Origin of the sequence: Streptomyces sp. NPDC006552 (genome assembly GCF_040611655.1) — a bacterium.
Lineage (GTDB): Bacteria > Actinomycetota > Actinomycetes > Streptomycetales > Streptomycetaceae > Streptomyces.
The window spans coordinates 66,160-89,696 of the sequence record NZ_JBEXOS010000011.1 but is presented as its reverse complement, the minus strand read 5'-3'; the positions used below and the strand labels follow the sequence as shown (position 1 = coordinate 89,696).

The 23,537-nt window shown below is 74.1% G+C and carries 16 protein-coding genes; 4 read left to right on the top strand and 12 right to left on the bottom strand.

Translation table 11 applies throughout. The features are described from left to right. Positions 1-47: 47 nt before the first annotated feature. From ABZY33_RS09665 to ABZY33_RS09655, 3 genes are all read right to left on the bottom strand, one after another. On the bottom strand, positions 48-1,547 hold the full coding sequence (locus ABZY33_RS09665; protein WP_356491022.1) for a serine/threonine-protein kinase: 1,500 nt from the start codon (positions 1,545-1,547) through the stop codon (positions 48-50). Between the two features lie 65 nt (positions 1,548-1,612). After that, complete coding sequence (locus tag ABZY33_RS09660; protein WP_356490962.1) at positions 1,613-2,242, bottom strand: hypothetical protein; 630 nt, start codon at positions 2,240-2,242, stop codon at positions 1,613-1,615. Between the two features lie 100 nt (positions 2,243-2,342). Further along, the gene (locus ABZY33_RS09655) at positions 2,343-4,436 is read right to left on the bottom strand and encodes an N-6 DNA methylase (protein ID WP_356491021.1); all 2,094 of its coding nucleotides are present in this window, start codon (positions 4,434-4,436) and stop codon (positions 2,343-2,345) included. A gap of 202 nt (positions 4,437-4,638) precedes the next feature. Here ABZY33_RS09655 and ABZY33_RS09650 point away from each other — a divergent pair, with 202 nt between their 5' ends. After that, positions 4,639-5,460 carry a DUF4190 domain-containing protein gene (locus tag ABZY33_RS09650; protein WP_356490961.1) on the top strand — a complete coding sequence of 274 codons (822 nt, stop codon included), beginning with the start codon at positions 4,639-4,641 and terminating at the stop codon, positions 5,458-5,460. A 105-nt stretch (positions 5,461-5,565) separates the two neighbouring features. On the opposite strand, the gene ABZY33_RS09645 is transcribed toward ABZY33_RS09650, so the two are convergent. From ABZY33_RS09645 to ABZY33_RS09630, 4 genes are all read right to left on the bottom strand, one after another. Then, positions 5,566-6,255 carry an HNH endonuclease family protein gene (locus ABZY33_RS09645; protein WP_356491020.1) on the bottom strand — a complete coding sequence of 230 codons (690 nt, stop codon included), beginning with the start codon at positions 6,253-6,255 and terminating at the stop codon, positions 5,566-5,568. A gap of 167 nt (positions 6,256-6,422) precedes the next feature. Next, positions 6,423-9,956, bottom strand: a complete 3,534-nt coding sequence (gene mfd, locus ABZY33_RS09640; RefSeq protein ID WP_356490960.1) for a transcription-repair coupling factor — start codon at positions 9,954-9,956, stop codon at positions 6,423-6,425. Between the two features lie 568 nt (positions 9,957-10,524). Next, complete coding sequence (locus tag ABZY33_RS09635) at positions 10,525-13,107, bottom strand: FtsX-like permease family protein (protein WP_356490959.1); 2,583 nt, start codon at positions 13,105-13,107, stop codon at positions 10,525-10,527. After that, positions 13,104-13,892 carry an ABC transporter ATP-binding protein gene (locus ABZY33_RS09630; protein ID WP_356490958.1) on the bottom strand — a complete coding sequence of 263 codons (789 nt, stop codon included), beginning with the start codon at positions 13,890-13,892 and terminating at the stop codon, positions 13,104-13,106. Before ABZY33_RS09630 ends, ABZY33_RS09635 begins: the two co-directional genes overlap by 4 nt. A gap of 496 nt (positions 13,893-14,388) precedes the next feature. Between ABZY33_RS09630 and ABZY33_RS09625 the strand changes: the two genes are divergently transcribed. Beyond that, entirely contained in the window at positions 14,389-14,718 is a 330-nt protein-coding gene (locus tag ABZY33_RS09625; RefSeq protein ID WP_356491019.1) for a DUF485 domain-containing protein, read from the top strand. A gap of 20 nt (positions 14,719-14,738) precedes the next feature. Continuing rightward, positions 14,739-16,349, top strand: a complete 1,611-nt coding sequence (locus tag ABZY33_RS09620; protein WP_356491018.1) for a cation acetate symporter — start codon at positions 14,739-14,741, stop codon at positions 16,347-16,349. A gap of 31 nt (positions 16,350-16,380) precedes the next feature. On the opposite strand, the gene def is transcribed toward ABZY33_RS09620, so the two are convergent. Continuing rightward, on the bottom strand, positions 16,381-16,980 hold the full coding sequence (gene def, locus ABZY33_RS09615) for a peptide deformylase (protein ID WP_356490957.1): 600 nt from the start codon (positions 16,978-16,980) through the stop codon (positions 16,381-16,383). A 107-nt stretch (positions 16,981-17,087) separates the two neighbouring features. Between def and ABZY33_RS09610 the strand changes: the two genes are divergently transcribed. Next, entirely contained in the window at positions 17,088-17,513 is a 426-nt protein-coding gene (locus ABZY33_RS09610; protein ID WP_356491017.1) for a helix-turn-helix domain-containing protein, read from the top strand. A gap of 19 nt (positions 17,514-17,532) precedes the next feature. Here the strand turns inward: ABZY33_RS09610 and ABZY33_RS09605 are convergent, their stop codons facing one another. From ABZY33_RS09605 to ABZY33_RS09590, 4 genes are all read right to left on the bottom strand, one after another. Next, positions 17,533-18,426 (bottom strand): cellulose-binding protein, encoded by an 894-nt coding sequence (locus ABZY33_RS09605; protein ID WP_356490956.1) that lies wholly within the window; start codon positions 18,424-18,426, stop codon positions 17,533-17,535. 122 nt (positions 18,427-18,548) lie between these two features. Next, on the bottom strand, positions 18,549-19,535 hold the full coding sequence (locus ABZY33_RS09600; RefSeq protein WP_356490955.1) for an LCP family protein: 987 nt from the start codon (positions 19,533-19,535) through the stop codon (positions 18,549-18,551). A gap of 78 nt (positions 19,536-19,613) precedes the next feature. Continuing rightward, positions 19,614-22,391, bottom strand: coding sequence for an SUKH-4 family immunity protein (locus ABZY33_RS09595; RefSeq protein ID WP_356490954.1), 2,778 nt, complete (start codon positions 22,389-22,391; stop codon positions 19,614-19,616). Between the two features lie 7 nt (positions 22,392-22,398). Then, complete coding sequence (locus ABZY33_RS09590; RefSeq protein ID WP_356490953.1) at positions 22,399-23,394, bottom strand: SMI1/KNR4 family protein; 996 nt, start codon at positions 23,392-23,394, stop codon at positions 22,399-22,401. Between the last annotated feature and the right edge of the window lie 143 nt (positions 23,395-23,537).

Genomic DNA, 23,537 nt, shown 5'->3' with positions numbered 1-23,537 from the left:
TGCTGTGCTCGATGATCGTCGTGGTCTGCGGCTAGAAAGATAGCCGGTCAGCCCCTGACCTGCCCCAGCCACTGGAGGGTGCGGCGCACCTCGGCCGGGAACGGGTGGCCGGGCCCGTGCAGCCGCTCCGCGTCGTGCAGGAGGCGGGCCAGGGTCTCGTGCGCGGCCGCCCGGTCGCCGACGGCGAGCAGCAGCTGCCCGATACGGCGGCGGACGTCGAGGGCCAGGCGCAGGTCGGTGGTCGCGTACTGGTTCTCGTAGTACGGCAGCAGCGCGCGGTACTCGGCGAGCGCCGCGGCCGGTTCGCCGAGCGCCTCCAGGCACTGGGCCGCCTCGTAGCGGAACTGGAGCGACTGCGGGTCGGCGTGGCCGGCCTCGGCCGCGCGTTCGTCGGCGAGGCGGCGCAGCTCGGGCAGGGCGCGGCGGTACTGGCCGTCGTCCATGAGCGTGGCGGCGTACTGCTTGCGCAGGGTGCGTACGACGGGTGAGTGCTCGCCGTGCTGGGCGGCCGCGGCGGGCAGGATCGCGCCGAGGATGTCGACGGCCTGGGTGATGCGGCCCTCGCCGAGCAGGCGTTTGACGTCGTCGACGGCGCGGGCCACGTCGGGCCGCTCGCCCTGCACGTCGGAGCCGTCGGGCTGCGGTGCGGGGGTGCGGGCCCGGTCGGGCCAGGGGGCGTGCGGGCGCAGGAACGGGCGGGTCGGGTCGAGCGGGTGGCCGCTGGGGACTCCGCGCGCGGGCAGCAGCGGGAGCAGCTCCTCGTACGTCTGCTGCGCGGAGGCCGGGCGGTGCTGGGGGTCCTTGGCGAGCAGGCGCAGGACGAGGTTCTCCAGCGCTTCGGGGACCTCGGGGCGCAGCCGGCGCACCGGCAGCGGGGGTTCGTAGAGGTGGCGGTGGAGGATGCCGAGGGCGGTGGTGCCCGCGAACGGGACGTCCCCGCTGAGCAGTTCGAAGAGGAGCACGCCGAGCGCGTACAGGTCGGTGTACGGGCCGACGGCGCCGCCCATCGCCTGTTCGGGCGCCATGTAGGCGGGTGTGCCGATGGGTGAGCCGGTGTGGGTCAGGCGCGTGGTGTCGGTGTCCATGACGGAGGCGACACCGAGGTCGAGGACGGTGAGGGTGCCGTCCTTCTTGACCATCACGTTCCTCGGCTTGAGGTCGCGGTGGACGATCGGTACGGCGTGCACGGCGGAGAGCACGGCGCACAGCTGGGCGGCGACCGAGACGGCCCACGGCCACGGGTAGGGGTCGTGCTCGGCGAGGTGGTCGGCGAGGTCGGAGCCGTCGATGTACTGCATGACGAGGTACAGGAACGAGCCGCCGTCTGCGGTGTCGGCGGTGCCCGCGTCGTGCACGGTGACCAGGCCCGGGTGGTCGACCTGGGCGGTGACGCGGCACTCGCGCAGGAAGCGGCGGCGCAGCTCGTCGGCCTCGGCGCCGGCGACGCGGTCGGGGCGCAGGAGTTTGACGGCGACGCGGCGGTCCAGGCGCTGGTCGTACGCCGTCCAGACCTGGCCCATGCCGCCCTGGCCGATGAGGGTGGACAGTTCGTACCGCTCAGCGATGACCCGGCCGCCGCGGCCGCCGTTCGCCGGGAGAGGGGGCAGGGTGGTCACCGGCCGCCGTCCTCCCGCTTGCGGAGGTAGTCGCTCAGCTCGTCCAGCTCGGCGCGGACCTGGTCGATGCGGTGCGGGGGCCGGCTCTGCGGCGGTGTCGCCTGCGGGGCGGGGACGGGAGTGGGGGCGGGGGTGGGCACCGGGCCCGCGGTCTGGGTGGGCAGCGCGTGCAGCGGCGGGGCGGGCGGCTGCGGGCGCGGCTGCGCGTAGGGCTGGGGCTGGGGGTAGCCGTAGGGCTGCGGGGCGGGGGGCGTGCCGTACCGGGCCGGGCCCGGGGCGAACCGGGTCCTGTTGGCGTGCCGGACATCCGCGACCAGGTAGTACGTGACCGAGACGGCGAGGTTGACGAGCATCAGGCCCATCGCCCCGTTCCCGTACCAGGTGGTGAACTCCTCGCCGCCCGGATCGCTGAACACACCTGCCCAGCACACCAGTTGGGTGGCGGCCACGGCTATGAAGACCCGCCAGTCGGCCTTGCTCCGGGTGGTCAGGGCGAGCCGCAGCATCGGCACGAACCCGAGGAAGCCGACCGTCAGCACGGCGATGGCCACGAAGAGCACGCGCATGCCGGCCCGCGCTCCGGACGAGGGGAGCCTGGGCGGGGGCGCGTAGCCGTGGCCGTGCATGACTGCTCCTGCTGGTGGGTGCCTGCGTACGAACTCCTGCGGGGCTGAGCGTATCGGTCGGCGGCGACAACAGGCCCCGGGTCGGGCCCACTCCGCTTCGCTACGGTTCGAGGACGCCGTCGGTGAGGCCGTCGTGCAGTCCTTGCACGAGCTGGTCGCCGAGCCGGGCCGCGGTGCGCAGCGCCTCCTCGAAGGCGGCGAGGGAGCGGAACCTGGCGCCGTATCCGGCCTGTTCGGCCAGGGGCAGGCGGGGCAGCTGGAGGCGGCGCACGTCGAGCCGGGTCGCCGTGGAGGCGTAGCTGCTGGCCTGGCGGTTGTTGGCGGTGCCGCGCAGGAAGCCGGCGAGGAACCACGGGTCGAGGGCGGCCGGGTCGGGCCTGAGCAGGGCGAGGCCGCGGCCGAGGGCGGCGCCCGCGGTGGCCTCGTCGACGACGCGGGCGGTGGCGCCGCCGCCGACGACCGGCACGACGACGTCCCCGGCCTCCAGCAGGACGGGTGCGCTTTCCGGGGCGCCGCCGGTGGGAGTGCCGGAGGGGGCGGAGCCGGTGAGCACGTCGTGGTCGGTGAGGACCGCCACGCGCGCGTGGGCGTCGGCGCGGCCCGCCGGGGCGGACGTGGCGGCGGAGTGCAGGGTGAGGGCGCCCGCGCGCGCGAGTTCGCCGATCGTGGTCTGCGGCCAGCGCGCGGGGGACGCGGCCGGGGTCGCGTCCTGCGGGGTGCGGTCCGTGGTCAGGCGCAGGGTGTCGGTGAGTTGCTCGCGCACGGCGGTCAGTTCGGCGGCGCCGCCGGCGGCGGCCGGGGGCGGCAGCCGGCGGGCGGGGGCGAGGTCGACCTCGTCGTCGAGCAGTTCGATGACGGGCACGGAGCGGGCGAGCCCGGGGCGCTCGGTCAGCGTCCCGGCGCGGTCGAAGGTGCGCCAGGCGTCGAGCGCGGCGTCCCGGACGGCGGCCCAGGCCCGCTGTTCCCGCACGTCGCCCGCGGCGCTCAGGGAGGTCGTGTCGACGAGCAGCAGTTCGGGCGCGGCGGGGGCGGCCGCGGCGGGCCGGCGCAGGACCCACAGGTGCAGCGGGATGTTGTTGGGCGGGACGGCTCCCGCGGGCAGGGCGATCACGGCGCGCAGGGCGCCGCGGCGCAGGAGGTCGGCGCGGATGCGGCGGCCGGAGCGGCGGGAGGCGACGGCGGGCGGCATCAGGAGCACGGCGGTACCGCCGTCCTTGAGGCGGGCCAACGCGTGCTGCACCCAGGCCAGTTCGGATTCGGTGCGGGCCGGGAAGCCGTACTCCCAGCGCGGGTCGTAGGCCAGCTCGTCGTGGCCCCAGCCGCGCTCGTTGAACGGCGGGTGGGCGAGGACCACGTCGGCGCGGACGTCGCCGAGGGCGTCGTGGCGCAGGGTGTCGGCGGCGGTGGTGCGGATGGCGGGCGCGGCCGCCTGGTCGTCGCGGCCGTCGAGGGCCAGGCGCAGCGCGGCCAGGGCGGCCAGTTCCGCGGTGGCGTCCTGGCCGTAGAGGCGCTGTCCGGGGCGGGGGGCGAGGGCGCGCACGGCGCGCAGCAGGGCGCCGGTGCCGCAGGCCGGGTCCAGGGCGGTGGCGGCGGGTCCGGCGAGGGCGGCCATCAGCTCCGCGGGGCCGGGCGGGGTCAGCGTGTACTGGCGCGGGTTCGCGTCGAGGTGGCGGCCGAGGAGGAAGGCGAAGGTGGCGCGGGCGCCCAGCTCCGCGGCGAGTTCGGCGGCGCCGCGGATCAGGGGCACGGAGGGCTGGAGGCGGCGCGGCGCGGGGGTGGGCAGGGCGCGCTCGGTGGGGTGGCCGAAGCGGGGGGTGAGGACGCTTTCGAGGGCGGCGGGGAGCCGCTCGGCGAGGGCGTCGTCGTCCGCCGCGGCCAGGGCGAGCCACTCGGTGGGCCGGTCGTGCACGAGGAGCAGCGCGCTGCCGGCGTGCAGCAGGGCGGTGACGGGGCCCGCGGGGTGCCCGGCGAGCTGTTGCCACACGCGCTCGCGCAGCGGGACCTCGGCGAGCTTGCCCTGGGCGCGCAGCCACTCCTCGACCTCGGTGAGCGCGAAGGAGGGGCTGGTGTCGGTGCCGCCGACGGGCTTGGGGAAGTCGGCGTGGCGCCGCCGCCAGTTGCTGACCGCGGCCCGGCCGACCCCGGCGAGCCGGGCGATCCCGGCGGCCGTCACCTCTGTCGCGTTCTCCTGCACCGCGTCGGCTCCCCTCGTGGCGTCGGTGTGTACGCCCAACTCTACCGACGTCGACATAAGACCCCGGTTCACAGCCAGCCGATCACCACATCCCGTGAACACGGTTGACTCGGTTCACACGCTGTGGTGTGCTTGACGCAGCCAACCGCCGGATACACGGAAAGCCGGGGGGAGGTTGGCGTCTCTCATCTCGGAGGAATCCATGTCCCAGACCCAGCAGCAGTCCCCGTACCCGCCGTTCCAGCCGCAGCCGCCGCAGCGTGCCGCGCGGAACGGTCTGGGGACGGCGGCGCTGATCCTCGGTGTCATCGGCGCGCTGTCCGGCCTCGTCCCGTTCCTGTTCTGGCTGGCCGGCATCCTCGGCGTGGTCGCCTTGATCCTGGGCCTGACGGGCCGGGGCCGCGCCAAGCGCGGGGAGGCCACGAACAAGGGAGTGGCGCTGGCCGGCGCGGTCCTGGCGCTGGTCTCCCTCGGCCTCGCGGTCTTCGGGGCGTACACGACGTTCAAGGCCGTCGACGACGCGGTCGACGAGATCAACAAGTCGGTCTCGGACTCCCGGCCCAAGGACCCGAAGGCGGCCGGGGACGCGAAGGACTCCGGTACGGGCACGGACGACAAGAAGGCGGACGCGGGCAAGGCCCTGGAGGCAGGGGACTCCGTGGTCTACGACGACGATCTGACGGTGACGGTGTCGAACGCGGTGGCCTACGCGCCCAGCGAGTTCGCGGCGGGCCACAGCAAGGGCAAGCACGCCTACAAGGTGACCGTCACGGTCACCAACGACAGCAAGAAGAAGTTCGATTCCGCGCTGGTCACCGCCGACGCCCGCGCCGGCAAGGACGGCGTCGACGCCGAGCAGGTCTTCGACGAGAAGGTCGGCACCGGGTTCGACGGCACGATCCTGCCCGGCAAGAAGGCGACGGTCGTCTACGCCTTCGACGCCCCTGCCGACGCGAAGAACCTGACCGTCGAGGTCACCCCGAGCTTCGAGTACAACGCCTCGCAGTGGGACCTGAAGCTGTAGGCGTCCCGCCAGAAGGCTCCCAGGTGCGGTACGCGCTCACGGCGCGTACCGCACTCCTGCGTGCGGCCCGCGCCGATCAGCCCGGCGCCGTGCCGTCCCGTCCTGTCACCGTGCGTGGAACCGCGAGGGCGCCGCCGTCGGGCTGCCGCCCGTCGGGAGTTTCTGGTCCGGGCAGGTGCCGAGCACCTTCTTCATCGCGGCCTGTTCGGCGGCGGTCACCCACACCCCGTACTTCTTCTTCACGGCGACCTGCCCGGCGACGTACGTGCAGCGGAAGTCCTTGTTGGGCGGGAGCCAGGTGGCCGTGTCCCCGTCGCCCTTGCTGCGGTTGGGGGTCGCGTCGACGGCGAGCAGGTTCAGCGGGTCGTTGGCGAACGCGATGCGCTTGCCCGGCTGCCACTGGAACGCGCCCTTCTGCCACGCATCGGAGAGCGCCACGAGGTGGTCGATGTCGACCTTGCTGCGGCCGCGCGTGAAGGTGAGGTCCTTGCCGCCGTAGGGGTCGGGGTCGAGCCGGCCGGAGACGACCTTGCAGTCCCCGCCGGAGTAGCGCACGGACTTCAGGTCGCGCTTGAGGATGTCGTCACGGGTGTCGCAGCTGTTGGAGTCCGTGTCGGCCCACGCCGTGCCGAATCGTTCCCGCGCGTACCCCGTCTTGGGCGCGCGGCCCTTGACCGTCAGGTCGTCGACGGCGGCGAGCGCGCTGCCCGCCTTGCCCTGCCCCTGCGGCTCGGGCCCCGACTCACCGGCCCGGTCGATCTCGGCCTTGCATCCGGTGACGGCGACGGCGGCCATCAGTACGGCGGCCGCCCCCCGCCCAGCGCCTCGCAGCACGGCACTACCTCCCCTGTTGTTCGTGTCCGGCCCGGCTCACCGTATCCGGGCAGGATCACGCGTCGCCCGGCCCGGGGAGACGAGTACCCCCGACGGGCCGGGCGACGCCGCGCGGGCGGGCCGTGCCGCTACGACCCCAGGATCGACGTGAGGAACTCGCCCACCCAGGCCAGCAACTCCCGCCCGAGCAGCGGCTTGCCGCCCACCTTCGCCGTCTTCGGGCGCGGTACGAGGACCTGGTGCGAGGCCGCCTTGATCACCGTGCCGGGGTAGAGCCGCTTGAGGCGCAGCTCCTGCGACTCGCGCAACTCCACCGGCGCGAAACGGATGTTGGCGCCCTGGAGCACGATCTCGCCGACGCCGCACGCCCGCGCCAGCATCCGCAGGCCCGCGACCATCAGGAGGTTCTCGACCGGCTCCGGGAGCTTGCCGTAACGGTCGGTCAGCTCCTCGCGGACCTGCTTGACGTCCTCCTCCGTGGTCGCCGAGGCGATGGCCCGGTAGGCCTGGAGGCGCAGCCGCTCGCCGGGCGCGTAGTCGTGCGGGACGTGCGCGTCGACCGGCAGCTCGATCTTGACCTCCAGGGGCGGCTCCTCCTGGACGCCGCCTTCGAGGGAGGCCCGGTAGTCCGCGACGGCCTCGCCGACCATGCGCACGTACAGGTCGAAGCCGACGCCGGCGATGTGGCCGGACTGCTCGCCGCCGAGCAGGTTGCCCGCGCCGCGGATCTCCAGGTCCTTCATCGCCACGTACATGCCCGCGCCCATCTCCGTGTGCTGGGCGATGGTGGCCAGGCGCTCGTGGGCGGTCTCGGTGAGCGGCTTCTCCGGCGGGTAGAGGAAGTAGGCGTAGCCGCGCTCACGGCCGCGGCCGACGCGGCCGCGCAGCTGGTGGAGCTGGGAGAGACCGAAGTTGTCGCCGCGCTCGACGATGAGCGTGTTGGCGTTCGAGATGTCGATGCCGGACTCGACGATCGTCGTCGAGACGAGGACGTCGAACTTCTTCTCCCAGAAGTCCACCACGACCTGTTCCAGGGCCTGTTCGGACATCTGGCCGTGGGCCGTCGCGATCCGGGCCTCGGGGACGATGGCGCGCAGCCGGGCCGCCGCGCGGTCGATGGACTCGACGCGGTTGTGGATGTAGAAGACCTGGCCCTCGCGGAGCAGCTCGCGCCGGACGGCCGCGCCGATCTGCTTCTCCTCGTAGGGGCCGACGAAGGTGAGGACCGGGTGGCGCTCCTCGGGCGGGGTGGTGATCGTGGACATCTCGCGGATGCCGGTCACGGCCATTTCGAGCGTACGGGGGATGGGGGTGGCCGACATGGTCAGCACGTCCACGTTGGCGCGGAGCTTCTTCAGCTGTTCCTTGTGCTCGACGCCGAACCGCTGTTCCTCGTCGACGATGACCAGGCCGAGGTCCTTGAACCTGGTCTCGGAGGAGAAGAGGCGGTGCGTGCCGATGACGAGGTCGACGGAGCCGTCGCGCAGCCCTTCGAGCGTCGCCTTGGACTCGGTCTCCGTCTGGAAGCGGCTGAGCGCCTTCACGCTGACCGGGAACTGCGCGTACCGCTCGGAGAACGTGCCGAAGTGCTGCTGCACGAGGAGCGTCGTGGGGACCAGGACCGCGACCTGCTTGCCGTCCTGGACCGCCTTGAACGCGGCGCGCACCGCGATCTCCGTCTTGCCGTAGCCGACGTCGCCGCAGATCAGCCGGTCCATCGGGACCGTCTTCTCCATGTCCTCCTTGACCTCGGCGATCGTGGTGAGCTGGTCAGGCGTCTCGATGTAGGGGAACGCGTCCTCCAGCTCCCGCTGCCAGGGCGTGTCCGCGCCGAAGGCGTGGCCGGGGGCGGCCATGCGGGCGCTGTAGAGCTTGATCAGGTCGGCGGCGATCTCCTTGACGGCCTTCTTGGCGCGCGCCTTCGTCTTGGTCCAGTCGGCGCCGCCGAGGCGGTGCAGGGTCGGGGACTCGCCGCCGACGTACTTGGTGATCTGCTCCAGCTGGTCGGTGGGGATGTAGAGGCGGTCGCCGGGCTGGCCGCGCTTGGCGGGGGCGTACTCGACGACGAGGTACTCGCGGGTCGCGCCCTGCACGGTGCGCTGCACCATCTCGATGTAGCGGCCGACGCCGTGCTGCTCGTGCACGATGTAGTCGCCGGATTCGAGGGTGAGCGGGTCGATGGTCTTGCGGCGCCGCGCGGGCATCCGCTGGCCGTCCTTGCCGGCGGTGCGCTGGCCGGTCAGGTCGGTCTCGGTGAGGACGGCGAGCTTCAGTTCCGGGTGGACGAAGCCGACTTCGAGGCAGCCGCAGGAGACCTGGACGACGGAGGGCGCGAGGGTGGCGAGCTCCTTGTCGAGGCGGGCCGCGATGCCCTCGCCGCCGAGCACCTCGACGGTGCGGGCGGCCGGGCCGTGGCCCTCGGTGACGTAGACGGTGCGCCAGCCGTCGGCGAGCCAGCCCTTGGTGTCGGCGAGCGCCTTCGCGGTGTCGCCCCGGTAGGTGTCGGGGGCGTGCATGCCGAGCTGGAGGGTGTCGGCGTCCGAGCCCGCCGCGTCGGCGGCGAACGGCGACACCGACCACCACATCATGCCCAGCTCGCGGGCCCGGTCCCGGACGTCCGCGATCCCCCACAGGGAGGCCGCGCCGACGTCGATGGGGGCCTCGCCGCCGGTCGCGGACGCGGCCCAGGACGCCTGGAGGAACTCCTGCGAGGTGGCGACGAGGTCGGCGGCGCGGGTGCGCACCCGCTCGGGGTCGCAGACCACCGTCATCGCGCCCTTGGGCAGGACGTCGAGCAGCAGCTCCATGTCGTCGACGAGGACGGGCGCGAGGGACTCCATGCCCTCGACGGCGATGCCCTCGGCGATCTTGCCGAGCAGCTCGCCCAGCTCCGGGTGCTGGGCGGCGAGGTCGGCGGCCCGGGCCCGTACGTCGTCGGTGAGCAGCAGCTCGCGGCAGGGCGGGGCCCACAGGCCGTGCTCGGCGATCTCCAGGGAGCGCTGGTCGGCGACCTTGAAGTAGCGGATCTCCTCGACGTCGTCGCCCCAGAACTCGACGCGCAGCGGGTGTTCCTCGGTCGGCGGGAAGACGTCGAGGATGCCGCCGCGCACGGCGAACTCGCCGCGCTTCTCGACCAGTTCGACCCGGGCGTACGCGGCGGCGGCCAGCGCCTCGACGATCTGGTTCAGGTCGGCGCTCTGCCCGCTGCGCAGGGCGACGGGCTCCAGGTCACCGAGCCCCTTGACCTGCGGCTGGAGCACCGAGCGGACGGGTGCGACGACGACGGAGACCGGGCCGGTCTCGGGGTCGTCGGCGCGCGGGTGCGCGAGGCGGCGCAGCACGGCGAGGCGGCGGCCGACGGTGTCCGAGCGCGGGGAGAGCCGCTCGTGCGGCAGCGTCTCCCAGGACGGGAACTCCACCACCTCGTCCTCGGGCAGCAGCGAGCGCAGCGCGGCGGTCAGGTCCTCGGCCTCCCGGCCGGTGGCGGTGACGGCCAGGACGGTCCGCTTCGCCTCCCGGGCGAGGGCGGCCACGGTGAAGGGCCGGGACGCGGGCGGGCCCACGAGGTCGATGTGCATGCGGTTGCCGTCGCCGGCGGCCTTCACCGCTTCGGTGAGGGCCGCGTCCTTGACGACGGCGTCGAGCAGTCCGTACAGGCTCATGGGTGGGGCTTGGCCTTTCCCGTCCGGGGTGGGCAACGCGAAGGGCCCGACACGTCGAACGGGCCGGGGGTCTCCAGGGTACGTCGCGCGGGGGGCTGTCGCCCGATCGAGGGACGGTGGCGCCTCGCTGCCCGGGCCCGTCCGGGGTGCCCCCACCGGCCCGGCGGTCCCGTGCGACACCGCCGTGGCCGGTCGCTCAGTTCCCCGCGCCCCTAGGCAGTTCTTCGACTCCCCCGCCATCGTGGTTGCTCGCGCAGTTCCCCGCGCCCCTGAGATGCGCACTGCGTGCGCCATCTCATCGGCCCCATGAGGCTGCGGCGAAGCCGCAAGCTCCAGGGGCGCGGGGAACTGCGCGAGAAGCCCCACCGGCCCGGCAGCCGAAGACGGGGCCGCACGAAGTGCGCCCCCCAGGGGCGCGGGGAACGGCGCGACCAGCCCCCACCGGCCCGCGGGTGAACGACAACCCATCAGGGGTGCGGGAAGCCAGGGACCACCCGCAGTCGGCGGCGCGGGAAGCGGAGGACCCCGGAGCCACCCGGCCCCGGGGTCTTCTGCTGAACCTGCGGAGCTAGTCCGTCGCGATCGCGTTCAGCACGTTCATCCGGCCCGCCCGGAACGCCGGGACCAGCGCCGCGAACAGGCCCACGAAGGCCGAGGCGACGAAGACCGCGATGATCGTCGGCCAGGGGATCTCCAGGACACCGAGGCCCTCCAGGGCCAGCAGCTTCTGGGCCGTGGCGCCCCAGCCCATGCCGAGCCCGAGGCCCAGCAGGGCGCCGAAGAGGGCGATGACCACCGACTCCAGGCGGATCATGCGGCGCAGCTGGCGGCGGGAGAGGCCGATGGCCCGCATCAGGCCGATCTCCCGGGTCCGCTCGACGACCGACAGGGCCAGGGTGTTCACCACGCCGAGGACGGCCACGATGATCGCGAGGGCGAGAAGCCCGTAGATCATGTTGAGCAGCTGGCCGATCTGGTCCTTGAGGCTCTCCTTGTAGTCGGTCTGGTCCTTGACCTTGACGGTCGGGTCGGCGGCGACGGACTTCTTGAGCGCCGCGTACGCCTGGTCGGCCTTGCCGTCGGCGGCCTTGGCGAACATCATCCCGTTCAGCGGGACCCGGTCCGCCGGCAGGTTCGCGGCGGCGGTCGCGATGTTGATGTACATCGCGCCCTTGTCGAAGACGGTGTCGTCGGAGGTGACCGCCGCGATCCGCAGCTTCGCCGTGCGGCCGTGCTCGAAGGCGACGGTCATCGTGGAGCCGACCCCGACGTGGTTCTTCTTCGCGAACTCGGAGCCGACCGACATCGCGTTCTTCCCGTACGCCGCCGCCAGCTTCCCGGAGGTGGTCTCGCGCCGCAGATCCTGGGCGTAGGACGGGCTGGCGGCGGACAGCTCCTCCTTCTGCTTCTTTCCGGAGGGGGTGGTCACCGTCGTCTTGACGAACTTGACCTCGGTGACGTGGGCGACGGTCCCGGACGCCGCGGTCTTCTTCAGGGCGGCGGCCGCCTGCGGCGTGATGCCGCCGTTGCTGGGCTCGACGATGAAGTCGGCGCCGACGGACTTGTCGAGCTGGTCGGTGGCCGAGGCGACCATCGAGGAGCCGACGACCGAGAGGCAGGCGACGAGGGCGAGGCCGATCATCAGGGCCGCGCCGGTGGCGCCGGTGCGGCGCGGGTTGCGCAGCGCGTTGCGCTCGGCCATCCGCCCGACCGGGCCGAAGAACCGCAGCAGGACGGCGCTGAGCACCCGGACGACGAGGCCGGCCAGGAGCGGGCCGACGACGACGAAGCCGATGAGCGAGGCGACGATGCCGACGCCGAGCCACAGGGAGCCCTGACTCGCCTTGTCGGCCTGGGTGGCGAGGTAGAGCGCGAAACCGCCGCCGCCGGTGAGGACGAGGCCGAGGACGGCGCGGACGGCGCCCGCCTTGACGTCGGCGGGGGTGCCCGCGTCGCGCAGGGCCGCCATCGGGGAGACCTTGCCGGCCCGGCGCGCGGGCAGGTAGGCGGCGAGGACGGTGACGACGATGCCGAGCAGCAGCCCGATCGCGGGCGTCGTCCACTTCACGGTGAGGTCGTCGGTGGACAGGTCCATGCCCGCGGCCGACATGAGCTTCATCAGCCCGATGGCGAGCCCGACCCCGGCGCCGACGCCGACGACGGAGCCGACGACGCCGAGCAGCAGCGCTTCGACCAGGACCGAGCGGTTGACCTGCTTGCGCGAGGAGCCGATGGCCCGCATCAGGCCGATCTCCCGGGTCCGTTGCGCGACGAGCATCGAGAACGTGTTGATGATCAGGAAGATGCCGACGAGGAACGCGATCCCGGCGAAGCCGAGCAGCGCGTACTTGATGACGTCCATGAAGGAGGAGACGTCGGAGGCGTTGGCGTCCGCGGCCTCCTTCTGCGTCTGGATCTTGTACGGGCCGTCGAGCGCCGCGGCGACCTTCGCCTTCAGCTCGGTGTTGCTGACGCCGGAGTCGGCGACGAGGTTGATCGCGGTGAACCGGCTGGTGGCGCCGACGAGTTCGCGCTGGGAGGTGGCGGTGTCGAAGTAGACGACGGCCGCGCCCGGGTTGGTGACCTTGAAGGCGGCGATGCCGACGATCTTCGCCTTGATGTCACCGATCGCGGTGATGGTGCGCAGCTCGTCACCGAGCTTCAGGTGGTGCTTGCCTGCCGTGTCCGAGTCGACCATGGTCTCGGTCGGCCCGCGCGGGGCGTGGCCCGAGGTGATCTCCATGGTGCGCAGGTCGTTCCTGGTCCAGTTGCCCGCGATGGTGGGCCCGCCGGTCTCGGAACCCATGTTCTTGTTGTGGGAGTCGACGACCGTCACGTTCATCGAACTGATCGCGCCCTCGGCCGACTTGACGCCGTCGATCTTGCCGGCGGCGGCGACCGCGGAGGCGGGCAGCGACTCGGGGCGGCCGGTGGCGGTCCCCTCGGTCCCGGCGTCCTTCGGGCTGACGGTGACGTCGGCCGAGGTCGCCGTGAAGATCTTGTCGAACGTCTTGTCCATCGTGTCCGTGAACACGAGCGTCCCGCAGACGAAGGCCACCGAGAGGAGGACGGCGACCGCGGAGAGGGCCATGCGGCCCTTGTGCGCGACGAAGTTGCGCAGCGAGGTCTTCAGCACGGTGTTGGCGCTCATGAGGTGCGCCCCCGGGCGTCGAAGTCCTTCATCCGGTCCAGGACCGCGTCGGCCGTCGGGCGGTGCATCTCGTCGACGATGCGGCCGTCGGCCAGGTACAGGACGCGGTCGGCGTAGGAGGCGGCGACCGGGTCGTGCGTGACCATCACGATCGTCTGGCCGAGTTCGTCCACGGAGCGGCGCAGGAAGCCGAGGACCTCGGAGCCGGCCCGGGAGTCCAGGTTCCCGGTGGGCTCGTCGCCGAAGATGATCTCGGGCCGGGCGGCGAGCGCGCGGGCCACGGCGACGCGCTGCTGCTGGCCGCCGGAGAGCTGGGTGGGCCGGTGCTTGAGCCGCCCGGCGAGCCCGACGGTCTCCACGACCTGGTGCAGCCAGGCCCGGTCCGGCCTGCGGCCCGCGATGTCCATCGGCAGGGTGATGTTCTCCAGGGCGTTCAGGGTGGGCAGCAGGTTGAACGACTGGAAGATGAACCCGATCCGGTCGCGGCGCAGCTGCGTGAGTCTCTTGTCCTTGAGCCCGGTGATCTCGGTGTCGTCGAGGAAGATCTGCCCGGAGGTCACGGTGTCGAGCCCGGCCAGGCAGTGCATCAGCGTCGACTTGCCGGAGCCCGAGGGGCCCATGATCGCGGTGAAGTGGCCCCGGGCGATGTCCACGTCGACGTGGTCGAGCGCCACGACCCGGGTCTCCCCGGCCCCGTACGCCTTCACGACCTGCCGCGCCCGCGCGGCAACGGCCGTCCGTTCTCCAGTGCCCCCGTGCCTGGGAATGCTCACAGCCGTCGTCACGGTTTTCTCCTATGTCGGTTACGCGGATCCGCAGTGGTCCGCGGCACGCTCAAGTCTGGTGACGCGGGGCCCCGGGCGCGCTGGTGGAAGTCACCGTCTTTCCCGGGGGAAAACCCCACCCCCTGACGGTAGGAAGAACCCCCGCACCGCTCCTCCTCCGGCGGGACGAACCGCCCCCGGTCCGTAGTACGGAGGACCCCCTAGGGGGTCTCCCCCCGTCGGTGCGGTCCTCCTCAGGGTCGACTCGGGCCGTCTCCACCCCCGCGGCCGGCGGACCGGAGATCGGTGCAGGGGGAAAGGAAATCCGGCGCGGCGTACCGGCTGATCGGTTCGCGCAAACCCTCGCCCGACTCCCCTACCTCCGAGTAACGTTCCGGCTCCCCACGCACTCCCTGCGGTCCGCCCGTCCCCGGCGGGCCCGAAGCGCAAGGAGAACGGGTTGCCGCACCCCTCGGACGCCTACCGCCCCCCGGCGCACCGCTCCCGGCCCCACCGCCTGCCCCGCCACCCCGACCTGCCCCCGCCGGACGGCCCGAGCCACGAACTGATCCTGCTGCGCACCGCCTACCGGTGGCAGCGCCGTGTCGCCGCCCTCACCGCGCTCGGCTACTTCACCGCCTTCCTGCTCCTGTCGGCGTTCGTCCCGTCCGTGGTGAACCGCTCGGCCCGCGGCGGCCTCTCCACGGGACTGCTGATCGGCCTGTGCCAACTCCCGGTCGGCTGCGTGGCGTTGCTGCTCTACGAGTACACGGCGCGGCGGCGCGTCGACCCGCTCGCCCACCGGCTGCGGCGCCGGGGCCGGCGCCCGGACGGCGGTGGCCGGTGAGCGCCCCGTCCGCCGAGGCGATGTCGCTGGTGGCGTTCACGGCCGCCGCCACGGTCACGCTGCTGCTCTGCGTCATGACCGGGCCCGACCGCGACGACCTGGAGGAGTTCTACACGGGCCTCGGCCGGCTCTCGCCGCTCGGCAACGGCCTGGCGATCGCGGGCGACTACATCTCGGCGGCGACCGTGCTCGGCACCGGCGGCGTCATCGCCCTGTCGGGGTACGACGGCGTCGTCCTCGCCCTGGGCACCGCGCTCAGCCTGATGCTGCTGATGTTCCTGCTCGCCGAACCGCTGCGCAACGCGGGCCGCTTCACGATGGGCGACGCGCTGGCGCGCCGGATGCCGGGCCGGTCGGTGCGGATCGCCGCCTGTGCCACCACCCTGACCGCCCTCACGCCGCTCATGCTCGTCCAACTGGCGGGCGCGGGCGACCTGCTGGCGTTCCTGCTCGGGTTCACCAGCGAGGGGTTCAAGACCGGCTGCGTCGTGGCGCTCGGCGCCCTGATGATCAGCTACGCGGCGATCGGCGGCATGAAGGGCACCGCCGTCATCCAGATCGTGAAGATGGTGATGCTGCTCGGCTCGGGCGCCGTGGTCGCGGCCCTGATCCTGCGCCGCTTCGACTGGGACCCGGGCGCGCTGCTCGCGGCGGCGGCCCGGCAGAGCGGCGCCGGCCGCGCCTACCTCAGCCCGGGCCTGGAGTTCGCGGGCGGCCCCCATCCCCGCCTGGACCTGGTCAGTTCGCAGCTGACGGTGGTGATCGGGGCGGCCTGCCTGCCCCACGTCACGATGCGGATGTACACCGCCCGCAACGCCCGCCAGGTACGGCGCTCGATGTCCTGGGCCGTCGCGTCGGCGGGCGCCTTCGTCCTGATCGTCTCCGTCGTCGCGATCGGCGCGACGGCGCTGCTCGGCCGCCGGGCGATCACCGCGGCGGACGCGCAGGGCAACACGGCGTATCTGCTGGGCGCGCGGGCCGCGTTCGGCGCCACGGCGTCCACGACCGAGGCGCTGCTCTTCACGACGGTCACCACGGCCCTGTTCCTCACGCTGCTCGCGTCGGTGGCCGGCATGATCCTCGCCTGCGCCAACTCCCTGGCCCACGACGTCTTCGCGTACCGCAGACGGGAGCCGGCCGCCCGCGGCGAGCTGCGGACCGTGCGGATCGCGGCCCTCGCCGTCGGCGCCCCGGCGATCCTGCTGGCCACCCTGGTCCAGCACCGCAACCTCCAGCCCCTGGTCACCCTCTCCTTCTGCCTGGGCGCCTCGGCGCTGGCCCCCGCCCTGGTCTACAGCCTCTTCTGGCGCCGGTTCACGCGGGCGGGCCTGATGGCGACGCTGCTGGGCGGCTCGGCGGCGTGCCTGGTCCTGATGACGGGCACCAACCTGGTCTCGGGGTCGCCCACCGCGGCCTTCCCCGGCCGGGACTTCACCTGGTTCCCGTTCACCACGACCGGCCTCGTCTCCGTCCCGCTCGGCTTCCTCTTCGGCTGGCTCGGCACGGTGCTGACGCCCTCGCACCGGGCCGACGAGCAGCGCCGCCAGTACGAGGCGGTGGAGGAGTGGATCCTGGCGGGGGCCGTCCGGCAGGAGAACGGCGGGCGGCAGGGCCGGGGTCCCGGCTCGTAGGGCGGCGGGGCCGGGCGCCCCGCCGCGGGGGTCACTTGCCGGGCCGCGCCGCCGTCGCCGCGCGGCGGGCGAGGACGCCGTCCCGCAGCTCCGTCATCTCGCGCAGGGCGTCCCGCCGCTCGCGCTTGCCGAGCCGGTCGAGGTAGAGGCGGCCGTGCAGGTGGTCCGTCTCGTGCTGGAGGCAGCGCGCGAAGTATCCCCGCCCCTCGACGACCAGCTCGCGCCCGTCCTTGTCCCGGCCGCGGACGACCGCGTGGTCGGCGCGGGCCAGCGCCTTGTACGGGCCGGGCACCGAGAGGCAGCCCTCCAGCTCCTCGACGAGCCGGCGCCCGGCGAGCGGCTCCTCGTCCAGGACCGGGTTGGCGATGTGGCCGACGTGGCGCACGCCCCAGTCGTCCTCGATGTCCCACACGAACAGCTGGAGGTCCACGTCGATCTGGTTGGCCGCGAGCCCCGCCCCGTGCGCGACGTGATTGGTGGCGAACATGTCGTCGACCAGCCGCGCCAGCTCCGCCGTGCCGAACCGCGCGTCCGGGACCGGCGCGCAGCGGCGGCGCAGGATCTCCTCGCCGACCTCCGTGATGCGCCGCACCGCGCCCCGCCCGGCCTCCGGCCGCAGCTCCTCGCCCATCGCCCGCCAACCCCTCGTCCCGCGCCGTCACTTGACCGAACCCTTTGCAAAGTAGCACCCTTTGCAAAGTGATCGAAGAGGAAGCCACCGAAGGAGTGGACGAGGCCGTGGCGCCCGGGGACGCGGCGCCCCGGGCCCGGCGTCCGCTGCCCGACCACCCCGTCCGCGTCGCCCTGCTCGACCTGCTCGCCGACATCGGCACCGTCACGTCCACGCAGGCGGCGGCCCGGCTCGGGTACAGCTCGGGGCTGTGCTCGTTCCACCTGCGCCAGCTGGCCCGGCACGGGCTCATCGAGGAGGCCTCGCACAGCGGCGGCCGGGCGCGGCCCTGGCGGCTGCGCTGGGACGACCCGCGGCAGCCGGTCCGCGCCGCGGAGCGGACCGCGGCGGCCCGCCTGCACCTGACCCCGGACGAGGCGGACGGCCTCGCGGACCGCATCCAGGAGCTGCTCGCGCCCTACGAGCGCCGCCGCGACCACCCGGCGGGCGCCGTCCCGGTGACCGTGACCGCGCGGCTGCGCCCGGAGCGCTGACGCCCCGCACCCGCAGGGGTTACTCCGCGGTGACCCGCCCGGTCAGCGCGGCGAGCGAGGTGCGCACGTGCTCCATGTGGGCCCGCAGCTCGTCGCGGGTCTCGTCGTGCTCGCGCACCACCCGGGCCGCCTCCCGGCCGATGCCGTCCGCCTCGGCCCGCGCCCGCGCGAGCAGCTCCGCGGCGGCGTCCTGCGCGTCCTCCTGCCGGTGCCGGGCGGCCTCGCCCGCCTCGGCGAGCGCCCGCTCCGCGGCCGACAGCCGCTCCTCGGCCGCGGTGACGGCGGCGGACTCCCGCGCGGCGGCGGCCGCCGCCAGCTCCTCGGCCTCGCGCCGGGCCGCCTCGGCCCGCCCGGCCTGCTCCTCGGCCTGCTCGGCGAGGACCGCCTCGCCGCGCCGGCGCGTCTCGTCCAGGACGGCCAGGGCCGCCGCCCGCACCTCCTGGGCGTCGCGCCGCGCGGCCGAGCGCGCCTCCTCGGCCTGCTCCCGCGCCTGCCGCTCCCGGCCCGTGGCCCACTCCTCGGCCGTGCCGCGCACCTCGTCGGCGTGGGCCCGGGCGTCGTCGCGCGCCGCGCGGCCCGCGGCCTCGGCGGCCTCGGTCTCGGCCCGGGCCTCGCTCAGCGCGGCGTGCCGCAGAGCGGCGGCCTCCTCCTCGGCCAGCTCCAGGAGGTACTGCGCGCGTTTGCCGAGCGTCTCGTAGGTCTGCGGGGCGAGATGGGCGACGACCTCGCGCAGCCGCGCGCTCTCCGCCTCCGTCTCACCGGCGAGGGCGGTCAGCCGCGCGACCCGCTCCCGGGCCGCGTCCAGGTCCCCGTACAGCTGCGCGGCCCGGGCCTCCACCTGCTCGGGCCGGTAGCCACGACCTCGTACGACGACGAAACCGTACGGCGACGCCGATGCGCCTGCACCGCTCATCTCGAACCCCTTCCACCCGTGCGACGTTCTGCGCGATTGGCGCACATCCTTGTGGACCGGGAGGAAGCTCCCACAAACCGACACACTCGGCGCACCGCCCGGCCCACCCGGTCAAGGATGCGTCAATTGGCGTCGAAAGTCGGAATCGCCGTATCGGCGCGCAGCGCGGCGAAGAGCCGCCTGGCCTCGCCGCGGTCCCACTCGACCACGTCACCGGCGCCGGGCACGTACGGCTCGCTCGCCACCGGCACCGTCGTGGTCCCCGCGAGCGAGCGCATCTTCGTCCCCATCGTGGCGAGCGCGCCGACGCCGGTCCCGGGGTCGACGGTGAGGGCGTCGAGCGTGGTGCGCAGGAACGGGACCAGCTTCCACGGCGGGACCAGCACCCCGGGCCCGAGCGCCTTGCCGGCGATCGCGTCGAGCAGCTGCCGCTGCCGCTTGACCCGGCCCAGGTCGCCCTGCGGGTCGGAGTAGCGGGCCCGCGCGTACTGCAACGCCTGGACCCCGTCCATGGCCTGGCAGCCCGCGTCGAAGTCGGCGCCCGACTTCGCGTCGTGCAGACCGCCCCGCGGTACGCAGAGGGTGACGCCGCCGATCGCGTCGACGACGTCCACCAGACCCAGGAAGTCGATCTCCGCGTAGTGGTCGAGGCGCAGCCCCGTCGCCTGTTCGACGGTCGCGGTGAGCAGCCGGGCGCCGCCCAGCGAGTACGCCGCGTTGATCTTGTTGCGGCCGTGGCCCGGGATCGGGACGTAGGAGTCGCGCGGGATCGAGACGAGGTATGGGCCGCTGTCGCCGTGGTGCAGGATCATGATCGTGTCGGTGTTCAGCCCCTCGTCGTTGCCGACGTGCAGCTGCTTGCGCTGTTCGGGGGTCAGGTCCGCGCGCGAGTCGGAGCCGACCAGCAGCCAGTCCGTGCCCTTGCCGTCCGCCGGGCGGCCGCCGCCGGCCCCGAACGCCTCTGTGGTGCGCAGCCGCGAATCCGCCCAGAAGTACAGGCCGGTGCCGTATCCGGCGAGCAGGACGAGGACCAGGAGCAGGACCGCCAGGACGCGCCGGGGCCAGCGGCGCCGCCCCGCCGCCCCGGTCGCTGTCCGTGTGCCCGTCATGAGCGCATGATCAGGGCGCCCGGCCGGTCCCGCAGGTCGAGCGCCCCGGTGCACACGCCCTACGGCGCCGCTACGCGGCTACAGCAGGCCGTCCCACATCTGCTCAAGCAGCACCGACCACCAGGTCTCGGGCGAGCCGAGCGCCGCGGGGTCGATCATGTTCAGCTGGGCCTGGAAGTCGACCGTCCAGCGGCCCGCCTGCTCCGGGTTGAGCCCGAAGCGCAGCCGCCACATCCGGCCGAGCAGCGCCAGCGAACGGGCGAACTCGGGCAGCCCGCTGTTGACGAACTGCGGCGGCACGGGAGCGCCGGCGGTATGTCCGGCGTCCGCCTCCACCGGGACGGCCACGATGTGCGCCGTCCCGTACTGGACACAGAGCGCCTTGCCGAAGTCGCTGCCCATCACCAGGTACGAGCCCGCGTCCTGTGCCGGCCGCACCCCGCGCTCCTGCGCCAGCTCGGCCAGGGTCGGCACCGGGCGGCCCGGCTGGGCCTGCGCCCAGAAGAACGGCCCGAAGTCCGCGGGCAGCCCCGCCACGACCAGCGTGTGCGCGACGATGTCCGGCACGCCCTGCCGCGACACGGCCCGCTGGTCGAACCGGAACACGCCCGGCCCGAACGCGGCGGCCAGCTCCTGCGCGATGCCCTCCGGCGGGACCGGCGGCGCGGGGTGCGCGGGCGGCAGCGGCGCCCGCACCGGGGCCGGCCTCGCCGGACCGTCGGCGACCTGGTGCAACTCGCCCTGGTGCGCGATGAGCTGCTGCATGCCCTGCTGGCGCGAGGCGTGGTCGGTGCCGTACGGGGCGATCGACGTGATCCGCGCCTGCGGCCACTGCTCCTTGATCATCCGCGCGCAGTAGGCGCCCGGCAGCGCGCAGGACTCCAGCTCCGTGTGGAGTTCGAGGACCTGGTCCGCCGGGATGTTCATGCCCCGCAGCTCGTGGAAGATCTGCCACTCCGGGTGCGGCGTGCCCGGCGCGGAGCGGCGGATGAGCTGCTGCTCGGAGCCGTCGGGCGCGCGGTAGCGCAGCACGGCCTGATACCCGGGGCCGACGGTCGGCTGACCGCCCTGCGGATATCCGTACGCGCCCGGCGGGGGCCCGCCCGGCACCTGCTGCCCGGGCACCGGCGGCGGCATCGCGCCGGGCGGCGGGGGCGGCATCGAACCCGGTCCGGCGAGCATCGTCGCGGCGTGGTGCACACCGCCGCCGGGGGGCGGGGGCGTGCTGCCGGGCGGCGCGGGCGCGGCGGGCGGCTTCGGCGCGCCGGGAGCACCCGGGGCACCGGGCGGCCCGGGCGGCCCGGGCGGGGGCGGAACCTGCCCACCGGGGCCGGGGCCGGGGCCGGGGACGGCGGGCCCCGCCAGCATGGTCGCGGCGTGGTGCACCCCCTCGCCGGGGGGCGGCGGGGTGCCGGGCGCACCCGGCACCTGGGGCTGCCCGTCCGGGCCGAGCGAGGAGACCAACTGCGTCGGGACGTAACCGCCCGCGGGCGGAGGCGGCGTATGGGAGCCACCCGGACCCTGCGGGTACCCGTACTGCGACCCACCGGGCGGCGGCGTCCCCGGCACGGCCGAACCCGGCGGCGGCATCGCACCGGGCGGCGGAGGGGGCGGACCGGCGGGCGGGGGCGGCGTGTTGGGGCTGCTGCCGGGGCTCTGCGGGAAGCCGTGGTCCGGCCCACCGGGAGCGGGCGGAGGGGTCGAACCAGGGGGCGGGGGCGGCGTGTTGGGGTTGCCCGGACCCTGGGGGTAGCCGTAGTCCGGCCCACCGGGAGCAGGCGGCGGGGTCGAACCAGGGGGCGGGGGCGGCGTGTTGGAGTTGCCCGGACCCTGGGGGTAGCCGTAGTCCGGCCCACCGGGAGCGGGCGGAGGGGTCGAACCAGGGGGCGGGGGCGGCGTGTTGGGGTTGCCCGGACCCTGGGGGTAGCCGTAGTCCGGCCCACCGGGAGCAGGCGGCGGGGGCGGAGTGGGGGAACCAGCCGGGCCCTGCGGGTAGCCGTACTGGGACGCACCCGGCGGCGGCGTCCCCGGCACGGCCGAACCCGGGACCGGCGGCGGCATCGCACCGGGCGGCGGAGGCGGCGAACCGGCGGGCGGAGGCGGCGTGTTGGGGCTGCCCGGGGACTGCGGGTAGCCGTACTCGGGGGACGCGGGCTCGTCCAGCGCGGGGGCCAGCTCCGTGCGCGGGAGCCGGCTGCCGCCCGAGATCAGGGCGGTCTTGGCCTCCGGGGTGACACCGGGCGGCGGCATCTCCTCGGAGAGCGGCGGCGAGAACACCGTCTCGGGCAGCGGCACCGAGCGGTCCTCCTCGTCACCCGCCCCGTTCGTGTCCGTACCGGCCCACGGCGTCGCACCCACCGGCGGGCCCGGGACGGAGTCCAGCGGTTCGGCGGCCGCGGCCCGCGCGGGCTCGGCCGGAGCCGAAGGGGCGGCGGGGTCCGCGGTGGCCGGTGTCGGAGACGAGGCGCGGTGGTCCGGGATGCCCAGCTTGTCCGCCGCCTCCTGCAACCACTCCGGCGGACTGAGCAGGAACGACGTCTGATTCAGGTCCACCCGCTCGGGCGCCCGCGGAGCGACCGGTTCGGCCGGAACCTCCGGCACCCCGTACTCCTCCTCGTAGCGCCGGATCACCTCGCCCACCGGGAGCGAGGGCCAGAGCGTGGCCTCGCCGCTGTCCCGGGCGATCACGAGCCGCTGGCGGCCGCCGTCGGAGACCGGCCCCGGCTCGCGGTCCTCCGCCCAGACCACGAAGCCGAGCTCGAACTCCCGGACCCGCACCTCCCGGTGCTGGTAGCCGGGCACGTCACCGTTGATCCATTCCTCGGCGCGCTCCTGCGCCTGCGCGAACGTCACCATCGGACCTTCACCCCTCGTCCGCGTAGGTCGGAACGGCGCGCGCGAAGCCGCCGTCCACCATCAGGTTCGCCACCGTCTCAAGCTCCGGCGGATTGCCCGCCAGCCGGGACAGGAACACGTCGAAGTCATCGCCGCACGACAGCAGCAGCCGCTCCACTCGCTCGGCGGCCGACCAGCCGGCCGTCTCACCGCTGTCCCGCGCGTCGTCGTACGCGCAGAACCAGACCGACCCCGTCGCCGCGCCCCGCACCTTCACGGCGAGGATGCCGCCCTGCACGAAGCCGACGGCGAGATAGTCCTTGGTGAGGTGGTCGCGCAGGCACTTGTTGACGTAGACCACGTCGTTCACCGCGGCCTCGTCGCGCACCGTGAAGAACGGCTGGTCGACCAGGAGGCCCAGCTCCGCGTCGAGCGCGGCCCCGACCGGCGCGCAACCGCCGCCCGCCTTCAGGAACGAACGGTAGGCGCCGGGCAGCCGGTACCCGAGGTCCTCCTCGACCGCGAGCACCTGCTGCTCGCTCACCGCCACCGTCGACTTCGGCAGCCCGAAGTGCGCGGGCCGGGTGTCCTGGAGCGGGCGGGTGCCGCGCTTGTTCTGGTCGACGCCGGCCGTCGCGATCCCGCCGTGGTGGCGCAGCAACGCCTTCACCTCGACGGGGACCAGCTCCAGACGGCGCGAGCCGCGGACGTGGTGCCAGGTCCAGCCGTGCGGCGTCGCCACCGCCGGGATGGTGTCCCACAGTTCGTGCCCGGACGCGGCCAGCGCCGCGTTGGCCGACACGTAGTCCGTCAGGCGCAGCTCGTCGACGCCGAAGCCCTCCGGCGGTTCCGCGATCTCGGCCGCGGCCCGCGCGTACGCCGAGAAGTCCGGGTAACCGTCACCGTCCACCCGTACCCCTCTGGGGTGCCGGGCGGCGCGGACCGGGTCAGGGAAGTTCACTACCTGCCCGGCGTACGCCGCGTTCGGCGGCGCGGCCTGCTGCCCGAGCCGACCTGTCGTCATGGCGGTTGCCCCCTGCGGCGCTGTTGACGGGTTCCGGTTCCGCACCGAACTCGTGCTCTGTCGTGACACGTATCGATCGCGGACGACGACAGCCTATGCGGTTGTACGACACGGGTCACCGGGCCTCCGGTTCCATGACCAGC

Coding starts and splice junctions, on each gene's coding strand:
- ABZY33_RS09605 (WP_356490956.1), bottom strand. CDS start 18,426: ATGAGCGGTGCAGGCGCATCGGCGTCGCCGTACGGTTTCGTCGTCGTA.
- ABZY33_RS09635 (WP_356490959.1), bottom strand. CDS start 13,107: ATGAGCGCCAACACCGTGCTGAAGACCTCGCTGCGCAACTTCGTCGCG.
- ABZY33_RS09595 (WP_356490954.1), bottom strand. CDS start 22,391: ATGGTGACGTTCGCGCAGGCGCAGGAGCGCGCCGAGGAATGGATCAAC.
- mfd (WP_356490960.1), bottom strand. CDS start 9,956: ATGAGCCTGTACGGACTGCTCGACGCCGTCGTCAAGGACGCGGCCCTC.
- ABZY33_RS09620 (WP_356491018.1), top strand. CDS start 14,739: ATGTCGCTGGTGGCGTTCACGGCCGCCGCCACGGTCACGCTGCTGCTC.
- ABZY33_RS09590 (WP_356490953.1), bottom strand. CDS start 23,394: ATGACGACAGGTCGGCTCGGGCAGCAGGCCGCGCCGCCGAACGCGGCG.
- ABZY33_RS09650 (WP_356490961.1), top strand. CDS start 4,639: ATGTCCCAGACCCAGCAGCAGTCCCCGTACCCGCCGTTCCAGCCGCAG.
- ABZY33_RS09600 (WP_356490955.1), bottom strand. CDS start 19,535: ATGACGGGCACACGGACAGCGACCGGGGCGGCGGGGCGGCGCCGCTGG.
- def (WP_356490957.1), bottom strand. CDS start 16,980: ATGGGCGAGGAGCTGCGGCCGGAGGCCGGGCGGGGCGCGGTGCGGCGC.
- ABZY33_RS09645 (WP_356491020.1), bottom strand. CDS start 6,255: ATGGCCGCCGTCGCCGTCACCGGATGCAAGGCCGAGATCGACCGGGCC.
- ABZY33_RS09660 (WP_356490962.1), bottom strand. CDS start 2,242: ATGCACGGCCACGGCTACGCGCCCCCGCCCAGGCTCCCCTCGTCCGGA.